General features: G+C 57.5%; 14 protein-coding genes. 9 read left to right on the forward strand and 5 right to left on the reverse strand.

The features are described 5' to 3' along the window. Positions 1 to 69 precede the first annotated feature (69 nt). The 3 genes from nadE to ACIQU2_RS15405 form a co-directional block, all read right to left on the reverse strand. Positions 70 to 897, reverse strand: coding sequence for an ammonia-dependent NAD(+) synthetase (nadE, locus tag ACIQU2_RS15395; protein WP_403142195.1), 828 nt, complete (start codon positions 895 to 897; stop codon positions 70 to 72). A 4-nt stretch (positions 898 to 901) separates the two neighbouring features. Next, positions 902 to 2,137, reverse strand: a complete 1,236-nt coding sequence (pncB, locus tag ACIQU2_RS15400; RefSeq protein ID WP_347804602.1) for a nicotinate phosphoribosyltransferase — start codon at positions 2,135 to 2,137, stop codon at positions 902 to 904. Between the two features lie 802 nt (positions 2,138 to 2,939). Next, a complete protein-coding gene (locus ACIQU2_RS15405; RefSeq protein ID WP_403142199.1) occupies positions 2,940 to 4,400 on the reverse strand; it encodes an alanine/glycine:cation symporter family protein in 1,461 nt (486 codons plus the stop codon). A 184-nt stretch (positions 4,401 to 4,584) separates the two neighbouring features. Here ACIQU2_RS15405 and ACIQU2_RS15410 point away from each other — a divergent pair, with 184 nt between their 5' ends. After that, a complete protein-coding gene (locus ACIQU2_RS15410; protein WP_403142202.1) occupies positions 4,585 to 5,394 on the forward strand; it encodes a helix-turn-helix domain-containing protein in 810 nt (269 codons plus the stop codon). A gap of 91 nt (positions 5,395 to 5,485) precedes the next feature. On the opposite strand, the gene ACIQU2_RS15415 is transcribed toward ACIQU2_RS15410, so the two are convergent. Then, positions 5,486 to 6,397: a LysR substrate-binding domain-containing protein gene (locus ACIQU2_RS15415; RefSeq protein ID WP_347804598.1), complete on the reverse strand. Its 912-nt coding sequence runs from the start codon at positions 6,395 to 6,397 to the stop codon at positions 5,486 to 5,488. Between the two features lie 174 nt (positions 6,398 to 6,571). Between ACIQU2_RS15415 and ACIQU2_RS15420 the strand changes: the two genes are divergently transcribed. From ACIQU2_RS15420 to ACIQU2_RS15455, 8 genes are all read left to right on the forward strand, one after another. Continuing rightward, complete coding sequence (locus tag ACIQU2_RS15420) at positions 6,572 to 8,062, forward strand: aldehyde dehydrogenase family protein (RefSeq protein WP_347804597.1); 1,491 nt, start codon at positions 6,572 to 6,574, stop codon at positions 8,060 to 8,062. Positions 8,063 to 8,220: 158 nt separating this feature from the next. After that, positions 8,221 to 9,504: an FAD-binding oxidoreductase gene (locus tag ACIQU2_RS15425; protein ID WP_008153371.1), complete on the forward strand. Its 1,284-nt coding sequence runs from the start codon at positions 8,221 to 8,223 to the stop codon at positions 9,502 to 9,504. Between the two features lie 364 nt (positions 9,505 to 9,868). Continuing rightward, positions 9,869 to 11,002, forward strand: coding sequence for an ABC transporter substrate-binding protein (locus tag ACIQU2_RS15430; protein ID WP_403142207.1), 1,134 nt, complete (start codon positions 9,869 to 9,871; stop codon positions 11,000 to 11,002). A 169-nt stretch (positions 11,003 to 11,171) separates the two neighbouring features. Further along, positions 11,172 to 12,086 (forward strand): branched-chain amino acid ABC transporter permease LivH, encoded by a 915-nt coding sequence (locus ACIQU2_RS15435; protein WP_403142210.1) that lies wholly within the window; start codon positions 11,172 to 11,174, stop codon positions 12,084 to 12,086. Between the two features lie 3 nt (positions 12,087 to 12,089). Beyond that, the gene (gene livM, locus ACIQU2_RS15440) at positions 12,090 to 13,373 is read left to right on the forward strand and encodes a high-affinity branched-chain amino acid ABC transporter permease LivM (RefSeq protein WP_403142212.1); all 1,284 of its coding nucleotides are present in this window, start codon (positions 12,090 to 12,092) and stop codon (positions 13,371 to 13,373) included. Continuing rightward, positions 13,370 to 14,245, forward strand: coding sequence for an ATP-binding cassette domain-containing protein (locus ACIQU2_RS15445; RefSeq protein ID WP_347804593.1), 876 nt, complete (start codon positions 13,370 to 13,372; stop codon positions 14,243 to 14,245). The genes livM and ACIQU2_RS15445 overlap by 4 nt, the downstream gene beginning before the upstream one ends. Then, positions 14,242 to 14,958: an ABC transporter ATP-binding protein gene (locus ACIQU2_RS15450; RefSeq protein ID WP_149631975.1), complete on the forward strand. Its 717-nt coding sequence runs from the start codon at positions 14,242 to 14,244 to the stop codon at positions 14,956 to 14,958. Before ACIQU2_RS15445 ends, ACIQU2_RS15450 begins: the two co-directional genes overlap by 4 nt. Before the next feature lie 747 nt (positions 14,959 to 15,705). After that, positions 15,706 to 16,473: an SDR family oxidoreductase gene (locus tag ACIQU2_RS15455; RefSeq protein ID WP_056746308.1), complete on the forward strand. Its 768-nt coding sequence runs from the start codon at positions 15,706 to 15,708 to the stop codon at positions 16,471 to 16,473. Between the two features lie 119 nt (positions 16,474 to 16,592). On the opposite strand, the gene ACIQU2_RS15460 is transcribed toward ACIQU2_RS15455, so the two are convergent. After that, positions 16,593 to 17,726 carry an AGE family epimerase/isomerase gene (locus tag ACIQU2_RS15460; RefSeq protein WP_403142217.1) on the reverse strand — a complete coding sequence of 378 codons (1,134 nt, stop codon included), beginning with the start codon at positions 17,724 to 17,726 and terminating at the stop codon, positions 16,593 to 16,595. Positions 17,727 to 17,901 lie beyond the last annotated feature (175 nt).

Below are 17,901 nucleotides of genomic sequence, written 5' to 3' on the forward strand. Positions count from 1 at the left end.
AAGATCACAATCAAAAGATCGCAGCCTCGTTTCACTCGACAGCTCCTACAAGTTTCTACAGGGGCAGAGTCAAGGCGCGAACGGCATCACTCGCTTGTGATGAGTCTTTTTATACGTGTCACAAATGATCTTGAACGCTTCCTCACGCACCGGCTCGCCGTGCAGGAACGCGTCGATCTCGGCATAGGTCACGCCGTGGGACGCTTCGTCCGGCTTGCCGGGCGACAAGTCTTCGAGGTCGGCCGTCGGGATTTTTTCTACCAGCGACTCCGGCGCGCCGAAGCTGCGGGCGATGTCCCGGACCTGGTTTTTCACCAGGCCGCTCAGTGGCGCCAGATCGCAGGCGCCATCACCGAACTTGGTGAAGAAGCCCATCACCGCTTCCGCCGCGTGGTCAGTGCCGATCACCAGACCGTGGGCTGCGCCGGCGATGGTGTATTGGGCAACCATGCGCATCCGCGCCTTGGTATTGCCGAGCACGAAATCCACCGAGACCGCGTGCTTGCCTTCGAAGGCCGCTACTTCGCTCGCCAGGGCTTTGACCGCCGGGCCGATGTTCACGGTGTGGCGCTCGTCCGGGGCGATGAAATCCACCGAGGCCTGGGCGTCGTGTTCGTCGAACTGGGTTTCGTATGGCAGGCGCACGGCGATGAATTTGTAGCTGTTGTCGCCGGTGCGTGTGCGCAGTTCGCGCATGGCACGCTGGGCCAGCAGGCCGGCGGTCAGGGAGTCGACGCCGCCGCTGATGCCGAGTACCAAGGTCTTGAGCCTGGAATTGACCAGGCAGTCCTGGATGAAGGTAATCCGCCGGGCGACTTCAGCCTCGAGGGTGGCCTGGTCGGCGAACGGCGGCTGGACCTTGAGCTGTTCAGCAATCTCACGCTGTTCGGCTTGCATGAATTCACTCCTTGCTAGAAATGCTGGATGTACTGGGAAGGGCGGCAGGTACTTTGAAAACGTGTCGCAAATAGGCGACGAAATTCGGGTCTTTGCAGTGAGTCTTGCCAGGCTCATCGGAAATCTTTGCCACGGGCTGGCCGTTGCAGGCGGCCATTTTAAGCACGATGCTCATCGGTTCGACACCCGGAATATCGCACGTCAGGTTGGTGCCGATGCCAAAGCTGACATTGATCCGACCGCGCAGCGACCGAAAAATCTCCAACGACTTGGGCAGCGTCAGGCTGTCGGAGAACACCAGCGTCTTGCTCATCGGGTCGATGCCGAGCTTGTGGTAATGGGCAATGGCCTTTTCCGCCCAGAGCACCGGGTCACCGGAATCATGGCGCAGGCCGTCAAACAGCTTGGCGAAGTACAGGTCGAAATCGTTGAGAAAGGCATCCGTGGTAATGCAATCGGTGAGGGCGATCCCCAAAAGGCCGCGGTACTCGCGGACCCAGCAATCGAGGGCGGCAATCTGACTGTCGATCAGTCGGGGGCCGAGTTGCTGATGGGCCATGATCCATTCGTGGGCCATGGTGCCCAACGGTTTCATGTCCAGCTCCCGTGAAAGGTGCACGTTGCTGGTGCCGACAAAACGACCGGGGAAATCGTGCTTGAGCACGTTCACCACTTCCTCCTGCACGCGGTAAGAGAAGCGACGGCGAGTGCCGAAATCGGCGACCTGCAATTCGGACAATTCCTCCGCGCTGGCGTTGGCGGTGAGCCAGTCGAACTTGCGGTAGAGCTGCTCACGCGCCTGTTCCAGGACGACTTCACGGTAGCGATATCTGTTGCGCACTTCGCTGACGATGGACAGCAGCGGCACTTCGAACAAGATCACGTGCAGCCATGGCCCGCGCAGGCGGATGAACAGCTCGCCGTTTTCGATACCGGTGTGGACGTAGCGCAGATTGAAGCGGAACAACCCGAGAAAGCGCAGGAAATCCGGCTTCATGAAGCTGATGCGCTCCATGAAACTCAACTGGTCGGCGCTCAGGCTCAATTCGGCAAGGCGCTCGATCTGGAAGCGGATTTCCGCCAGGTACGGGCGCAAATCTTCACTGTTACGGCAACGAAACTCCCATTCGACTTCCACGTTCGGGTAGTTGTGCAGCACCGCCTGCATCATCGTCAGTTTGTAGAAGTCGGTGTCGAGCAGGTTCTGCACGATGCGATCGCCAAACACGCTCTCGCTCATAACGGGGATCTCCAGGCTGGCCGCGGCCCGTGGCAGCGACGTTGCAGCTGTTTCAATGAATGGGGGTAGTGGCGCATATCAGCTGCCCGTTTTGCCAGCATTTTTTTGGCATTGACGTCGGTTTTTCATGGATTATTTCCATGGGCTGTCGAAGGCTGGGATTTTTTCGGGAGCATCGCAATAGCCTCTGCTCACTTGGAGCGATCATTGGGAAATGGCAGTTTTCGACAGTACCGTTTTGAACACGTAGGAAGGGAGTAAGTTATCGGGGCGGCATCAACAGCGGCTTGGACGACCAACGCAAGACTCTCCCAGCTTCTTAAGTAGCCATCAAGGTGCGAGTAACTAGGGATAAGGCCAGTTTCAATCGCTTTTCTCATTGCAGCCTTAAGCATTTCATTGGTTGCTGGGGTGGCCATGATTCTCACTCCGCTTTTAATGTGATTTGTTCTAGTGTGTCGACACCATCCTGCAGTAGTACATAAGCTGGAAGTATTAGTCGGAATAGATCAATGTCAGCGGTATGTTTAATGGTTATTGAGGTGAGTGTTTCTAAAAGACTGGTAGCGGTTCGAATCCTGAAGCAGGCATTTTCAAAGAGGTGATTTGGGGTTATGTGTGTATCTATACAAAGTACCGGAACTTCGGAGGTGTTGGATTTAAGAGGGTGATAACGATTCATTAACAAGCTCCTTAAGAGTTTTTGATCGTGTTTGAATAGTGAGATCTATTGTTTATATATAGCCAACAATTGTTTCGCTGCTGAGCCGTTGCGAGTTCGCAATGGCTCAGGGTTTTTCATTTATGCCGATTGCGGAGATGTGCAGTTACGAGAAAGGTGGGCAGGATGCTTTAACGTGTTCTGGTCATTCTCTTTCGCCGGCCAGGCCGTAAAATCGAGATCCAGATCCTTGAACTTGCTGGAGTCGAACACTGGATTCTTGACTCCTGCGCGACGTTGCTCGTCATAGTCGTACAAGATGCGCATGCCGATGTTAAACAGCAAGGCCATGGCTATAAGGTTGACGAAGGCAAGCAGTGTCATGGTGATGTCGGCAAATGCGAGTACGGTGGAAAGGTCTTCAATCGAGCCCCAGAACACCAGCGCCAACACCAGTGCGCGGTAGATGAGCAAGGTTTTTCGGGGCTCACCGAACATGAACCGCAAGCTGTTTTCGCCCAAGTAGTAGTTATAGAGCATTGCGGTAAATACAAATAATGTCAGCGCCACGCTAATAAACATTCGACCCCACTCGCCAACGATGGCTGCCAGCGAGTTTTGTGCAAGCGCAATGCCGTCGCCTTCGAAACCGGGTGTATAGAAACCGGATAACAGGATGACCAATGCTGTGCAGGTGCAGATGACGAAGGTATCGATAAAGACACTCAGTGCTTGCACCACGCCTTGGCTTATCGGATGTTCGACCTTGGCCACCGAAGCAACGTTGGGGGCGCTGCCCAGGCCCGCTTCATTGGAAAATACACCGCGCCTCACACCCATGATTATTGCAGTGCCGAGCAGTCCGCCGAACGCTTGGTCCAGGCCGAAAGCGCTCTTGACGATAGTCATTAACATCGAGGGCACCTGCTCCGATTGCAGGACAATTACATAGAGCGTGACCCCGACGTAGGCGAGAACTTTAAGCGGTACCAGCAGGTCGGCGACAGCTGCTATTCGTTTGATTCCACCCACAAATACAACAGCCAGCATCACCGACAATGCCAACCCCGACCAAGTGGTCGAAATGTCGAAAGCATCCTTAAGCGAGTGCGATACGGCATGAGCTTCCAGGCCATTGATTGCAAAACCGAAGGTCACCAACAACAGGAGGGCGGCAATTATCCCTAGCCATCGTTTACCGAGACCATGCTGGATGTACCAGGATGGACCACCACGATAAAGGCCGTTTCCGTCGCTACGTTTGTAGAGTTGTCCAAGAGCGCATTCGAAAAAACTGCTCGACATGCCCAGGAGCGCGGTCATCCACATCCAGAACACGGCCCCTGGCCCGCCCATGCTCACGGCGATGCCGACACCAACGATGTTGCCCGTCCCGACTCGACCTGCGAGGCTGAGGGTTAATGCCTGTAACGAGCTCAGATGATGATTGCCTGTGCGCCAACTGACGCGCAATACCGATAGCATGTGAAAAAAATACCGAAACTGGACAAATCTTGATCGGATGGTGAAGTAGCCTCCCAACCCAAGGACCAATGGAATAAGGATTTTTCCGGAGAGAAAGTCATTGATGACTTCAAGCATTGAGTGCTCCCTGCTGTTATTAGAGTAGTGGCGAATTGTTCGGCTTTTGTTGGCTGTCTTGAGAAAACCTCAAGGCTCGTAATATCCGGTTATCGTATCGCTGAGTGCAATTTCGCGAGTTGCTTAAAAATGATGCGAGTTGCTGCTATGTTTGAGCCTTCTAGCACTATTGTAATGAGCTGATATGCGTGAATTTTTTCCAAATAACTTAAGGCAGCTATGCAGCCACTATCGATCTATCGCGGAGGTTTGTAGGAAACTTCGTATTAATCGAGGGCAGTTTAATAAGTACTTGAGTGGGAATAGTCTTCCGACACCGTTTAACCTTAAACGGATCTGTGATTTTTTTGGGGTTGAAGAATACGAAATACATTTGCCCACAGAGCAGTTCATCACGCTCATTGGCGTTAAATCCAAGAAAATCAAACCCTCGGACGAGATGGCAGCGCCTCAGCGCATGCTTGATCACCTTCGCAGACAGTCTTCGTCGCAGCTCAAGGCCTATTGTGGTTATTACTACGAGTACTACTACGCGATGACAGAGCCAGGTTGCATTCTGTGTTCATTGGTGCACATAAGGGAGGAGGGCCAACATTTCGTGTATGAGCGAAATGAGCGGGTACAGATTGTTGGGGCAGAGGGGACATTTGAGCGGTATCGATACGTGGGGGTTGCCTACTATCTACAAGATCGCTTGTTCCTGCTCGACTATGAGTCGCTGACGTCCAACGAGATCAGTCAGACCATTCTTATTCCAAACTATAAAAGTCGGATTATTCGACTCAATGGCTTGAAGATGGGTGTTTCAGCGGCCGACCATCGCACTCCGGCATGTTCGCGGGTGGTTTGGGAGTATTTGGGGCGGGAGATCAATCGAGTCAATGCGTATCGCAAGGTGCGGCTGTACAGAATGGATGATCCCTCCATCGATGAGGACCTGCGCGGACGCCTCGCTCAAACCAAAATCGTCGACGGCCTCTTTGGTATTGCGTGACGCCACTATGAGCCTGACAACCGGGTTGTTGGCTCATAGGGTCGCGACCCAACGGGGGCAAGCCCCCTCGCCACAGGTGTCGTGTCAGGTCTCAACTCTGCGGCGCATACGGATTGTCAATCTGCTCCAGCATCCACTTCACAAAATCCCGCACCTTCGGCACTTCCGCCGAATGCTCCGGATACGCCAGGTAATAGGCATCGGTGCTGGGCATCGCGTGCTGCCAGGGTATGACCAGTTTGCCGTCGGCCAATTCCTCTTCCACCAGAAACCGCGGCAACAGCGCCACACCACAGCCGACCTGGGCTGCGCGGATGCACATATAAAAGGTTTCGAAACGCGGGCCGTGGTAGCTGTGTTCGGTGTGGTAGCCCTGACTGTCGAACCAGTCGTGCCAGGCCTGGGGCCGGGAGGCGTTTTGCAGCAGGACCAGGTCGGTGAGTTGCGTAGGATCGGTGAACGGCGTATTCGGCAGGCTGCCCGGTGCGCAGACCGGCACCAACTCTTCGCCGAACAGCTTCAGGCATTCAGTGCCGGGGCGTGAGCCCTGGCCGAAATAAAACGCCAGGTCGCTGCGACCTTGCAACAGATCGTCGGCTTCCTGTTCGCTGCACAGGTCCAGATGGATCGAGGGATGGCGCAGACGCCAGCCTTTCAAGCGTGGCACTAGCCAGCGCGCGCCGAAGGTCGGAGGCGTCGAGACGCGCAGGACTTCGGTTTCACCGCCGTAGGAGCGCAGGTAGTGGGTCGACATCTCGACCTGCGTGAGGATTTTTCGTACCTCCACCAGGTACAAATCACCGGCCGGGGTCATTTGCAGGCGTCGGCGCACCCGGCGGAACAACAGGTGCTGCAGCAATTCTTCGAGTTGCGCGACCTGTTTGCTGACAGCGCTCTGGGTCAGGTTCAGCTCTTCAGCCGCCCGGGTGAAGCTCAAATGCCGGGTTACGGCCTCAAAACACTGCAGCGCGGTGATCGACGGCAAGTAGCGTTTATTCAGCATGGGTTGTCCTTTTTCTTGTTTCTTTCTTACCAGCAATTCGCAGCATGAATAAACGGAATGATATCTCTCTTAAAGGTCGTTTGTTGGGTAACGTCGGGAGCGCTAAAACTACAGGCCTCACCAGCCGAATCAATCCGGCTGCACGTTTTCTGTTTTCCGCTTGAGGAGTGACCCATGGTTGCCGCATTGCTTGATCGTCTTGGTGTGAACCCGGCCCTGTACCAGAACGGCAAAGTGCCGGTGCATTCGCCGATCGATGGCAGCCAGATCGCCGCCGTGAACTGGGAAGGCGCCGCTGAAGTCGAGCAGCACATCAGTCGTGCAGATCATGCGTTCGAATTGTGGCGCAAGGTCCCGGCCCCGCGCCGTGGCGAACTGGTCCGCCAACTGGGCGATATCTTGCGCGAATACAAGGCCGACCTCGGCGAGCTGGTGTCTTGGGAAGCCGGCAAGATCACCCAGGAAGGTCTGGGTGAAGTTCAGGAAATGATCGACATCTGCGATTTCGCCGTCGGCCTGTCCCGTCAGCTGTACGGTTTGACCATCGCTTCCGAGCGTCCTGGCCACCACATGCGCGAAACCTGGCACCCGCTGGGTGTCGTTGGCGTCATCAGCGCGTTCAACTTCCCGGTTGCGGTCTGGGCCTGGAACACCGCGCTGGCATTGGTCTGCGGCAACCCGGTGATCTGGAAGCCGTCGGAGAAAACCCCGCTGACCGCCCTGGCCTGCCAGGCGTTGTTCGACCGTGTACTGAAGAACTTCAGCGACGCGCCACCGCACCTGAGCCAAGTCATCATCGGCGGCCGTGATGCCGGCGAAGCGCTGGTCGATGACCCGCGTGTCGCGCTGATCAGCGCCACCGGCAGCACCCGCATGGGCCGCGAAGTAGCACCGAAAATCGCCGCACGTTTCGCTCGCAGCATTCTGGAACTGGGTGGCAACAACGCAATGATCCTCGGCCCAAGCGCCGACCTGGACATGGCCGTACGGGCCATCCTGTTCAGCGCCGTCGGCACCGCCGGTCAGCGTTGCACCACGCTGCGTCGCCTGATTGCCCATGAATCGGTGAAAGAAGAAATCGTCACCCGCCTGAAGGCCGCGTACTCCAAAGTGCGTATCGGCAACCCACTGGAAGGCAACCTGATTGGTCCACTGATCGACAAGCACAGCTTCGAAAACATGCAGGATGCGCTTGAGCAGGCCTTGAGCGAAGGCGGCCGGGTGTTCGGCGGCAAGCGCCAGCTGGAAGACAAATTCCCTAACGCTTATTACGTCTCGCCGGCGATCGTTGAAATGCCGGAGCAGAGCGACGTGGTCTGCAGCGAAACCTTCGCGCCGATTTTGTACGTGGTGGGTTACAAGGAATTCGGCGAAGCGCTGCGCCTGAACAACGCCGTGCCACAAGGCCTGTCGTCGTGCATCTTCACCACTGACGTACGTGAAGCCGAGCAGTTCATGTCGGCGGTGGGCAGTGACTGCGGCATCGCAAACGTCAACATCGGCCCGAGCGGCGCGGAAATCGGCGGGGCGTTTGGCGGTGAGAAAGAAACGGGCGGCGGTCGTGAATCCGGCTCCGATGCATGGCGCGGCTACATGCGTCGTCAGACCAACACCGTGAACTATTCGCTGGAGTTGCCGTTGGCTCAAGGGATTACCTTCGACTAAGTAAATCCTTTGAACCCATGAAGATCACTGTGGGAGCGGGCTTGCCCGCGATAGCAATCTATCAGTCACTTAGATGTTGAATGTACTGACGCTATCGCGGGCAAGCCCGCTCCCACAGGGAAATGGTGTGTTGGTTAGGTTTCTGTTGGAGTCTGGCAATGCCGTTACGCGAAGAATGTCTGTGGGAAAAACTGACGCCGCAAAGGCCTGACAACGCGGCGCTCAAGGGCGAAGTGACGGTGGATGTCTGCGTCATCGGCGCCGGTTTCACCGGTCTGTCGGCGGCGGTGCATCTGCTGGAAAAAGGCAAAAGCGTCTGTGTACTGGAAGCCCATCGCGCCGGTCATGGCGGATCGGGGCGCAACGTCGGGCTGGTCAATGCCGGGATGTGGATTCCACCGGACGAGATCGAAGCCGGTTTCGGCGAGGCGGTCGGCAGTCAGCTTAATCGCATGCTCGGTGCGGCACCGTCCCTGGTGTTCAGCCTTGTGGATAAGTACAACATCGATTGCCAGTTACGCCGTGAAGGCACGTTGCACATGGCGCACAACGCCCGTGGCGAAGCGGACTTGCGCAGCCGTGAAGAACAATGGAAACGTCGCGGCGCGCCGGTTGAACTGCTGACCGGTCAAGCCTGCGAACAAGCGACGGGTACCAAAAAGATTGCCGCCGCGCTGCTCGATCGACGTGCTGGCACGATCAACCCAATGGCTTACACAACGGGGCTGGCCAAAGCGGCCATCGGTCTCGGCGGTCAGTTGTTCGATCATTCCCCGGTGACCCGACTCGAACGTCAGGGCCAGCGCTGGTCGGTACAAACCGCTCAGGGTTCGGTGCTTGCCGAGCAAGTCGTGATTGCCTCTAACGCCTACACCGAAGGTGACTGGACGGAATTGCGGCGCAACTTCTTCCCCGGTTATTACTATCAAGTGGCGTCGGTCCCGCTGACCGAAGAGGCTGCGCAGCAAATTCTCCCGGGTGGCCAGGGTTCATGGGACACCCGCCAGGTCCTCAGCAGTGTTCGTCGAGATAAGGACGGCCGTCTGCTGCTCGGCAGTCTCGGTAATGGCAATCAGAAGCCGACCTGGTTCCTTAAAGCCTGGGCCGACCGGGTTCAGCAGCACTATTTTCCTTATCTCAAACCGGTGGAATGGGAGTGCACCTGGACCGGTTGCATCGCCTTCACCCCCGATCATTTGATGCGTTTGTTCGAGCCGGCGCCCGGTTTGGTGGCAGTCACCGGTTACAACGGCCGGGGCGTCACTACTGGCACTGTCGTCGGCAAAGCCTTTGCCGATTATCTGTGTAACGGAAATCCTCAAGCACTGCCGATTCCCTTTGCGCCCATGCAGCCATTGGCGGGCGTGGGATTGCGCAGCTGTCTGTACGAGGCCGGATTCTCGCTGTATCACGCAGGCCAGTGCCTGCGGATCGTTATTTGATTGTTGAAATTTGTTGCTGAAAGCGGCGCTTTTTCGCGCAGCGACTAGCCTGTAAAAGGTGCGGGTTGTAGCAGTTCCGCACCAGCAGTGTGCACTTCGGTGACGCACGTTGTTACAGGCTGGTTGCACGTCGTTTGGCGCCGCGGTTGCAATGATGGCGCGCTCGGGTTGCGCCTTTAAAAATAAATGGTTTCACCTTCCGCGGTTTAGACGGTTGCACGCCCAATGAAAATGGGATCGAAACAGTCGAAATAACAATAAAGCAGCGACTTTTTTCAGAATAAAAAACCGATGGCACGGCCCTTGCTCTGAGCATTCAGGAAGTCGCAGTGCCAACTAAAAAAAAACCTTGGAGCACCACCTCATGTCCCAGACGTTTTACAAGAAAGGCTTTCTGGCCCTCGCAGTGGCAACTGCGTTGGGTGTTTCTGCGTTTGCACAGGCTGATGTGAAAATCGGTGTGGCGGGACCGATGACCGGCGCCAACGCGGCATTTGGCGAGCAGTACATGAAGGGTGCACAGGCTGCGGCCGATGCGGTCAACGCAGCGGGCGGTGTAAACGGGGAAAAAATCGTACTGGTCAAAGGCGATGACGCCTGCGAACCGAAACAGGCTGTGACGGTCGCCAAGGACCTGACCAACCAGAAAGTCGCTGGCGTAGTCGGTCACTTCTGCTCCTCCTCGACGATCCCGGCTTCGGAGATCTACGACGAAGCGGGCATCATCGCGATCACTCCAGGCTCCACCAACCCGGCAGTTACCGAGCGTGGCCTGAGTGCCATGTTCCGTATGTGCGGGCGTGACGACCAGCAAGGCATCGTGGCCGGTGACTATATCGTCGACGTGCTCAAGGGCAAGAAAGTCGTCGTCCTGCATGACAAGGACACCTACGGCCAAGGCCTGGCGGACGCTACCAAGGCCCAGCTGGAAAAACGCGGCGTTAAGCCGGTGCTGTACGAAGGTCTGACCCGTGGCGAGAAAGACTTCAGCACCATCGTGACCAAAATCCGCGGCGCTGGCGCCGACGTCGTCTACTTTGGCGGTCTGCACCCGGAAGCCGGTCCTCTGGTTCGCCAACTGCGTGAGCAAGGCCTCAAAGACGTCAAGTTCATGTCCGATGACGGCATCGTCACCGACGAACTGGTGACCACCGCTGGTGGCCCGCAATTCGTCGACGGCGTACTGATGACCTTCGGCGCTGACCCGCGCATGCTGCCAGACAGCAAGACTGTGGTAGACGCGTTCCGGAAAGCCGGTACCGAGCCTGAAGGCTACACCCTGTACGCCTACGCTTCGGTCCAGACCCTGGCGGCTGCCTTCAATGGCGCCAAGTCCAACAAGGGCGAAGAGGCTGCCAAATGGCTGAAAGCCAACAAGGTTCAAACCGTGATGGGCGAGAAGACCTGGGACGCCAAGGGCGACCTGAAAGTCTCCGACTACGTGGTTTACCAGTGGGACAAGGACGGCAAATACCACCAACTGGAAAAACAGAAGTGATATGAACGGCTGATTGCCCGGCGCCTTGTGCGCCGGGCAATCAAGAACATGTCCGTGCAGTACCTGTCTTTTCTCGTAGAGCTGCACACAACCCGCTTGCGTCGGCGGCTGAACCCCGGTCCGTCGTACTCGGCTTCTGTGCAGTCTCTCAAATGCGTGAGATTGCGTTATGGATGGTATTTTCCTGCAGCAACTGGTCAACGGCCTGACCCTCGGGTCGGTCTATGGCCTGATCGCCATCGGCTACACAATGGTCTACGGCATCATCGGCATGATCAACTTCGCCCATGGCGAGGTTTACATGATCTCTGCTTACCTGGCGGCGATCAGTCTGGCTCTGCTGGCATACTTCGGTATTGAATCCTTCCCTCTGCTGATGCTTGGCACACTGATCTTTACCATCATCGTCACGGCGGTGTATGGCTGGGTCATCGAACGGGTTGCCTATAAACCCCTGCGTAACTCCACCCGACTGGCACCGCTGATCAGCGCCATCGGCATTTCGCTGATCCTGCAAAACTATGCACAGATCGCCCAAGGCGCGAAGCAACAAGGGGTTCCGACCTTGCTCACGGGTGCCTGGCGCGTCGAAATCGGTACAGGTTTTGTGCAGTTGACCTACACCAAAATCTTCATTCTGATCGCAGCGTTTGCCGGGATGGCCCTGCTGACCTACGTCATCAAGTACACCAAGCTCGGCCGCATGTGCCGCGCTACCCAGCAAGATCGCAAGATGGCCTCGATTCTGGGGATCAACACCGATCGGGTGATTTCCTACGTGTTCATCATCGGTGCAGCGATGGCGGCCCTGGCCGGCGTGCTGATCACCATGAACTACGGCACGTTCGACTTCTACGCCGGCTTCATCATCGGGATCAAAGCGTTCACCGCAGCGGTACTCGGCGGGATTGGCTCGCTACCCGGTGCGATGCTCGGCGGGATCATTCTCGGGATTTCCGAGTCGTTGTTCTCAGGTCTGGTGAACTCGGACTACAAAGACGTTTTCAGCTTCTCGCTGCTCGTTCTCGTTCTGGTCTTTCGGCCCCAAGGCCTGCTCGGCCGTCCTCTTGTGTCGAAGGTGTAAGCGATGTCTTCAACCACTAAAAAAACCATTGATCTCAAAAGAAGCCTGGTTGACGCGATTCTTGCCGGCCTTGTCGCCCTGATTGTGTTCGGCCCGATTGTCGGCGTGGTCCTCGATGGCTATGGCTTCAACCTGGAAACGACCCGTGTGGCGGCGATTGTCGCCATCGTCATGGCGGGCCGCTTCGCCCTGAGCCTGTTCCTGCAAACCCCCAAGGGCCTGAGAATTCTCGAAGGCTTTGAAAGCACCGGTTCCGGGGTGCATGTATTGCCGCCTGACTACAAATCCCGGTTGCGCTGGATCATTCCGGTGTTGATCGTCGTAGCCGTGGTGTTCCCGTTTTTCTCCAACTCCTACCTGCTGGGCGTGGTCATCCTCGGGCTGATCTACGTGCTGCTGGGCCTGGGGCTGAACATCGTGGTCGGTCTGGCCGGTCTGCTCGACCTGGGTTACGTGGCGTTCTACGCCATCGGTGCTTATGGGTTGGCGCTCGGTTACCAATACCTTGGCTTGGGCTTCTGGACGGTGCTGCCGCTGGCGGCGATCATCGCTGGCCTTGCCGGCTGCATTCTCGGTTTTCCGGTGTTGCGCCTGCACGGTGACTACCTGGCAATCGTGACCCTGGGCTTCGGTGAAATCATCCGGTTGATCCTCAATAACTGGCTGTCCCTGACCGGTGGCCCGAATGGTATGGCCGCTCCGTTGCCAACCTTCTTCGGCATCGAGTTCGGCAAAAGGGCTAAAGAGGGTGGGGTGCCGTTTCATGAGTTTTTCGGCATCGCCTATAACTCGGATGTGAAGTACTACTTCATCTACGCCGTGTTGTTCCTGGTGGTGCTGGCCGTGCTGTACATCAAGCACCGCTTGACCCGCATGCCGGTCGGTCGCGCCTGGGAAGCCTTGCGTGAAGATGAAATCGCTTGCCGCTCCATGGGTCTGAACCACGTACTGGTCAAACTCTCGGCGTTCACCATCGGTGCATCGACGGCCGGTCTGGCCGGGGTGTTCTTCGCCACTTATCAAGGCTTCGTCAACCCGACCTCGTTCACTTTCTTCGAATCGGCCCTGATCCTCGCCATCGTGGTACTCGGCGGGATGGGCTCCACCATCGGCGTGGTGATTGCAGCGTTCGTGCTGACCGTTGCGCCGGAGCTGCTACGCGGCTTTGCGGAATATCGCGTGCTGCTGTTCGGCGTGCTGATGGTGTTGATGATGATCTGGCGACCGCGCGGCCTGATTCGGATCAGCCGTACCGGTGTGACCCCGCGTAAAGGAGTAGCGCCATGAGCGAAGTCGTACTCTCGGTCGAGAAGCTGATGATGCACTTCGGCGGCATCAAGGCGTTGAGCGATGTCAGCCTCAAGGTGCATCGCAACTCGATCTTCGCCCTGATCGGCCCCAACGGCGCCGGCAAGACCACCGTGTTCAACTGCCTGACCGGGTTCTACAAGGCCTCCGGCGGCAAGATCGAACTCAATACCCGTGGCGAGCGCACCGATGTCATCCAGCTGCTGGGCGAATCGTTCAAAGCCACCGATTTCGTTTCGCCGAAAAGCTTCATCACCCGGCTCCGCTACAAGATGTTCGGCGGCACCCACCTGGTGAACCGGGCAGGCCTGGCGCGCACGTTCCAGAACATTCGCCTGTTCAAGGAAATGTCGGTGCTGGAAAACCTGCTGGTGGCCCAGCACATGTGGGTCAATCGCAACATGTTGGCCGGTATCCTCAACACCAAGGGTTATCGCAAAGCCGAAAGCGATGCGCTGGACCACGCGTTCTACTGGCTGGAAGTGGTGGACCTGGTGGACTGCGCCAACCGTCTGGCCGGTGAGCTGTCCTACGGTCAGCAACGCCGTCTGGAAATCGCCAGGGCCATGTGCACCCGGCCGCAGATCATCTGTCTCGACGAACCGGCCGCCGGCCTCAACCCTCAGGAAACCGAAGCGCTGAGCGCGATGATCCGGCTGCTGCGCGACGAGCACGATCTGACCGTGGTGCTGATCGAACACGACATGGGCATGGTAATGAGCATTTCCGACCACATCGTGGTGCTGGACCACGGCATCGTCATCGCCGAGGGCGGACCTGATGCGATTCGTAACGATCCGAAAGTGATTGCGGCCTACCTAGGCGCCGATGAAGAGGAAGTGGTGCTATGAGCCAACCCATCCTCGAACTCAAGGAACTGGACGTGTTTTACGGGCCGATCCAGGCTCTGAAGAAAGTCTCGCTGCACATCAATGAAGGTGAAACTGTCAGCTTGATCGGCTCCAACGGCGCCGGTAAATCGACCTTGCTGATGTCGATTTTCGGTCAGCCACGGGCGGCGGATGGGCAGATCATCTATCAGGGTGTGGATATCACTCACAAATCATCCCACTACATCGCGTCCAACGGCATCGCTCAATCGCCGGAAGGGCGGCGGGTGTTCCCCGACATGACCGTCGAGGAAAACCTGCTGATGGGCACCATTCCTATCGGTGACAAGTACGCCAAGGAAGACATGCAACGCATGTTCGAGTTGTTCCCGCGACTCGAAGAGCGGCGCACCCAACGGGCCATGACCATGTCCGGCGGCGAGCAGCAAATGCTCGCTATCGCACGTGCGCTGATGAGCCGGCCGAAACTGCTGTTGCTTGACGAGCCGAGCCTGGGTCTGGCGCCGATTGTGGTGAAACAGATCTTCGCGACTCTGCGGGAATTGGCCAAAACCGGCATGACCATCTTCCTGGTGGAGCAGAACGCCAACCACGCCCTCAAACTGTCGGACCGGGCGTACGTGATGGTCAACGGCGAGATCCGCCTCACGGGCACCGGCAAGGAGTTGCTGGTTAACGAGGAAGTGCGTAACGCCTATCTCGGCGGCCACTGAGTCTGCACTGCAACAACAAGCCCCGACGAGCAATCCCCGGGGCTTTTTTACACCTCCAAAACACCACTAATCCCTGTGGGAGCGAGCTTTCTGGAAATTGTGGAAAACAATATTCACAAGCTCTCAAAGCGCGACATAAAGCCGCTGCAAATAGTTGTTTTGTCACGGTTTTGACTTGTCCCCGTTTGCTGTGGAGCTGGCTGTGAATAACGTGGGAGTAGCTGGCTGAAAGCCTTTGAAACCGTGCCTTGCAGAGTTATGGTTGTTTTTTGATCAGGCGTTTTTGCGGGACCGCGAGCGGGCTTTGTCAACCTTTTTGTTGGTGACGAAAGCAGGGCGAAATGGAGTGGAGCTGCCTGTGGATAAGTCTGTGGTTAAACTCTGGAAAGACTCGGCTGAAGGCCGTAGTTACTGGCTTGGCGCCATCGTCGGTGGGGCCGGTCAATCGTGCAAAATGCCATGGCTGCACAGCTGGCGTTCCAGGGTCAAGCAAAAAAATTTCCAATTTGCCCGCAAAGCCTTGTGCCCCGCGGCTTACAGCTTTTCGACTTGCCCCCGGAAACTGTGGACCGGCCTGTGGATAAGGTGCGCGCACATGGCTGAAAGCCACGGCAGGCAAGGCGTGGCAACGTTTGATCTTTTTTTGTACAGCTTCTGCGGTAGTTGCCGCTGTGGGCAAGGCCGGGCATGCTGCCTGCTGATTTTCTATTCCAGTGGCTGTCGATCAGCCGAAGCAAGGAGAACACGATGTCCAACACCCTGTTTATTACCGGCGCGACCTCCGGTTTTGGTGAAGCCTGCGCCCGTCGTTTTGCCGAAGCCGGCTGGAAACTGGTGCTGACCGGCCGTCGTGAAGAGCGCCTCAATGCGCTGTGCGCCGAGTTGTCGAAGCAGACTGAGGTCCATGGCCTGGTGCTCGACGTGCGTGATCGCAAGGCCATGGAGGAGGCAATCGCCAACCTGCCGCCATCCTTCGCCAAACTGCGCGGGCTGATCAACAACGCCGGCCTGGCCCTGGGCGTTGACCCGGCGCCCAAGTGCGACCTCGACGATTGGGACACCATGGTCGACACCAACATCAAAGGCCTGATGTACAGCACTCGTCTGTTGTTGCCCCGCCTGATTGCTCACGGTCGCGGCGCCGGCATCGTCAACCTCGGCTCCATCGCCGGCAACTACCCGTACCCGGGCAGCCATGTGTATGGCGCGAGCAAGGCGTTCGTCAAACAGTTCTCCCTGAACCTGCGCTGCGACCTGCAAGGTACGGGTGTGCGGGTCAGCAATATCGAGCCGGGCCTGTGCGAAAGCGAGTTTTCGCTGGTGCGTTTTGCTGGTGATCAGGAGCGTTACAACGCGACCTACGCCGGTGCCGAGCCAATCCAGCCGCAAGACATTGCCGACACCATTTTCTGGGTGCTCAATGCCCCGGCGCACATCAATATCAACAGCCTGGAGCTGATGCCGGTGAGCCAGACGTGGAGCGGGTTTGCGATTGAGCGTAATGCCAAGGCTTAAGATCGCGTAACGGCCATCGCGGGCAAGCCCGGCTCCCACAGGATTTGTGTTGAATCGCCGTTTCGCAAACGACACAAACCTTGTGGGAGCCGGGCTTGCCCGCGATAGCAATCTCTCAGTCAGCCGAGATAGTCGGCTAATCCGCGATAGCAGGTTGCCAAGTGATAAGGCGTGGTCGACGGCATGTCCCGACGGGTCACATCCCCGTTCTCGTCACGGCACTCATACCAGCCACCCGCATGCAGAAAGCGCTGTTGCAACGCCTGCAACTGGTGCAGCACCGCGGCCTCGCTGTCTGGTCGCAAGGTCAGGGCACGCAGGTATTCAGCCTGAGCCCAGATTCGCTGCGTAGCGTCCCGAGGTGGGCCGTTCGGTTCCAGGTCGAGCATGGCCCGCACGGCGCCGGTCTGTTGATCGACGCCCAGTTGTTCGGTGAACGCAAAAGCACGTTCCAGAGAAGCATGCAGTGCCGAACCGCGCAGCAACGAAGACGATTCCAGCAGGAAATACCACTCGAACTGGTGCCCCGGTTCAAACCAGTTATCCACAGCGCCCAGCGGTTTTTCCATCAACACACCGTGTTGCGGGTCGATAAAACGCTTTTGCATCGCTGTGCATAACTCTACGAGCGCGACTTGCACTGCGATGTCTTTGCGCATCGACAGCGTGGCGAGGAAGGCTTCGGCCAAGTGCATCAGGGGATTTTGCAGCGGCCCGGACTCGAGCGAGGACCAGTCACGGTCGAGGCTGGCTTCGTACAGGCCGTCGCCCGTGGCGAAGCGCTGCGCGACCACTTCCAGTACGGCGTTGAGCACCGATTCCACCAGCGGCTCGCGGACCTTGTCCCAGTAATGGGCGCAGGCGAACAGAATGAAGGCGTGGGTGTAGAGGTCTTTGCGCTGATCCAGAGGCGCGCCCTGCGGGTCGACGCTATAGAACCAGCCGCCATGCTCGGCATCGTGGAAATGCTGCTGCAGGGAGCGGAACAGCGCTGCGGCGCGCTCTTCGGCGGCCGGTACCTGGCCGATCAGGCTGGAAAACAGGTAGAGCTGCCGCGCGCAGGCCATGGCCCGATAGCGTTGGGGAGGCAGCGGTTGGTGCTCGGCGTCCAGCGCCTCATAGGGCAGCGCCATGTCGGCATTCCAGCCGGGACCTTGCCAGAGCGGCACGATCACGTCCTGGAAGTGCTGTTGCACCGAGGCAAACAGAGCGGTCAGTTCAGGCAGGGAGGCGGAGCGGGAAACAGGCGGCATTGGCTGGCGTCGTCACGGCAGGGTTGATTGCGCGACATGTTAGCAGAGAGGCCGGCCGGAGAGATGCGGTGTCTGTCAGACCGCTATCGCGAGCAAGCTCGGCTCCCACAGGAGTACGCATTCCACTGTGGGAGCCGAGCTTGCTCGCGATGAGGGCATCACAGGCGATAAAGAA

It is taken from the genome of Pseudomonas sp. NPDC098740, from assembly GCF_044760065.1.
GTDB lineage: Bacteria > Pseudomonadota > Gammaproteobacteria > Pseudomonadales > Pseudomonadaceae > Aquipseudomonas > Aquipseudomonas rossensis.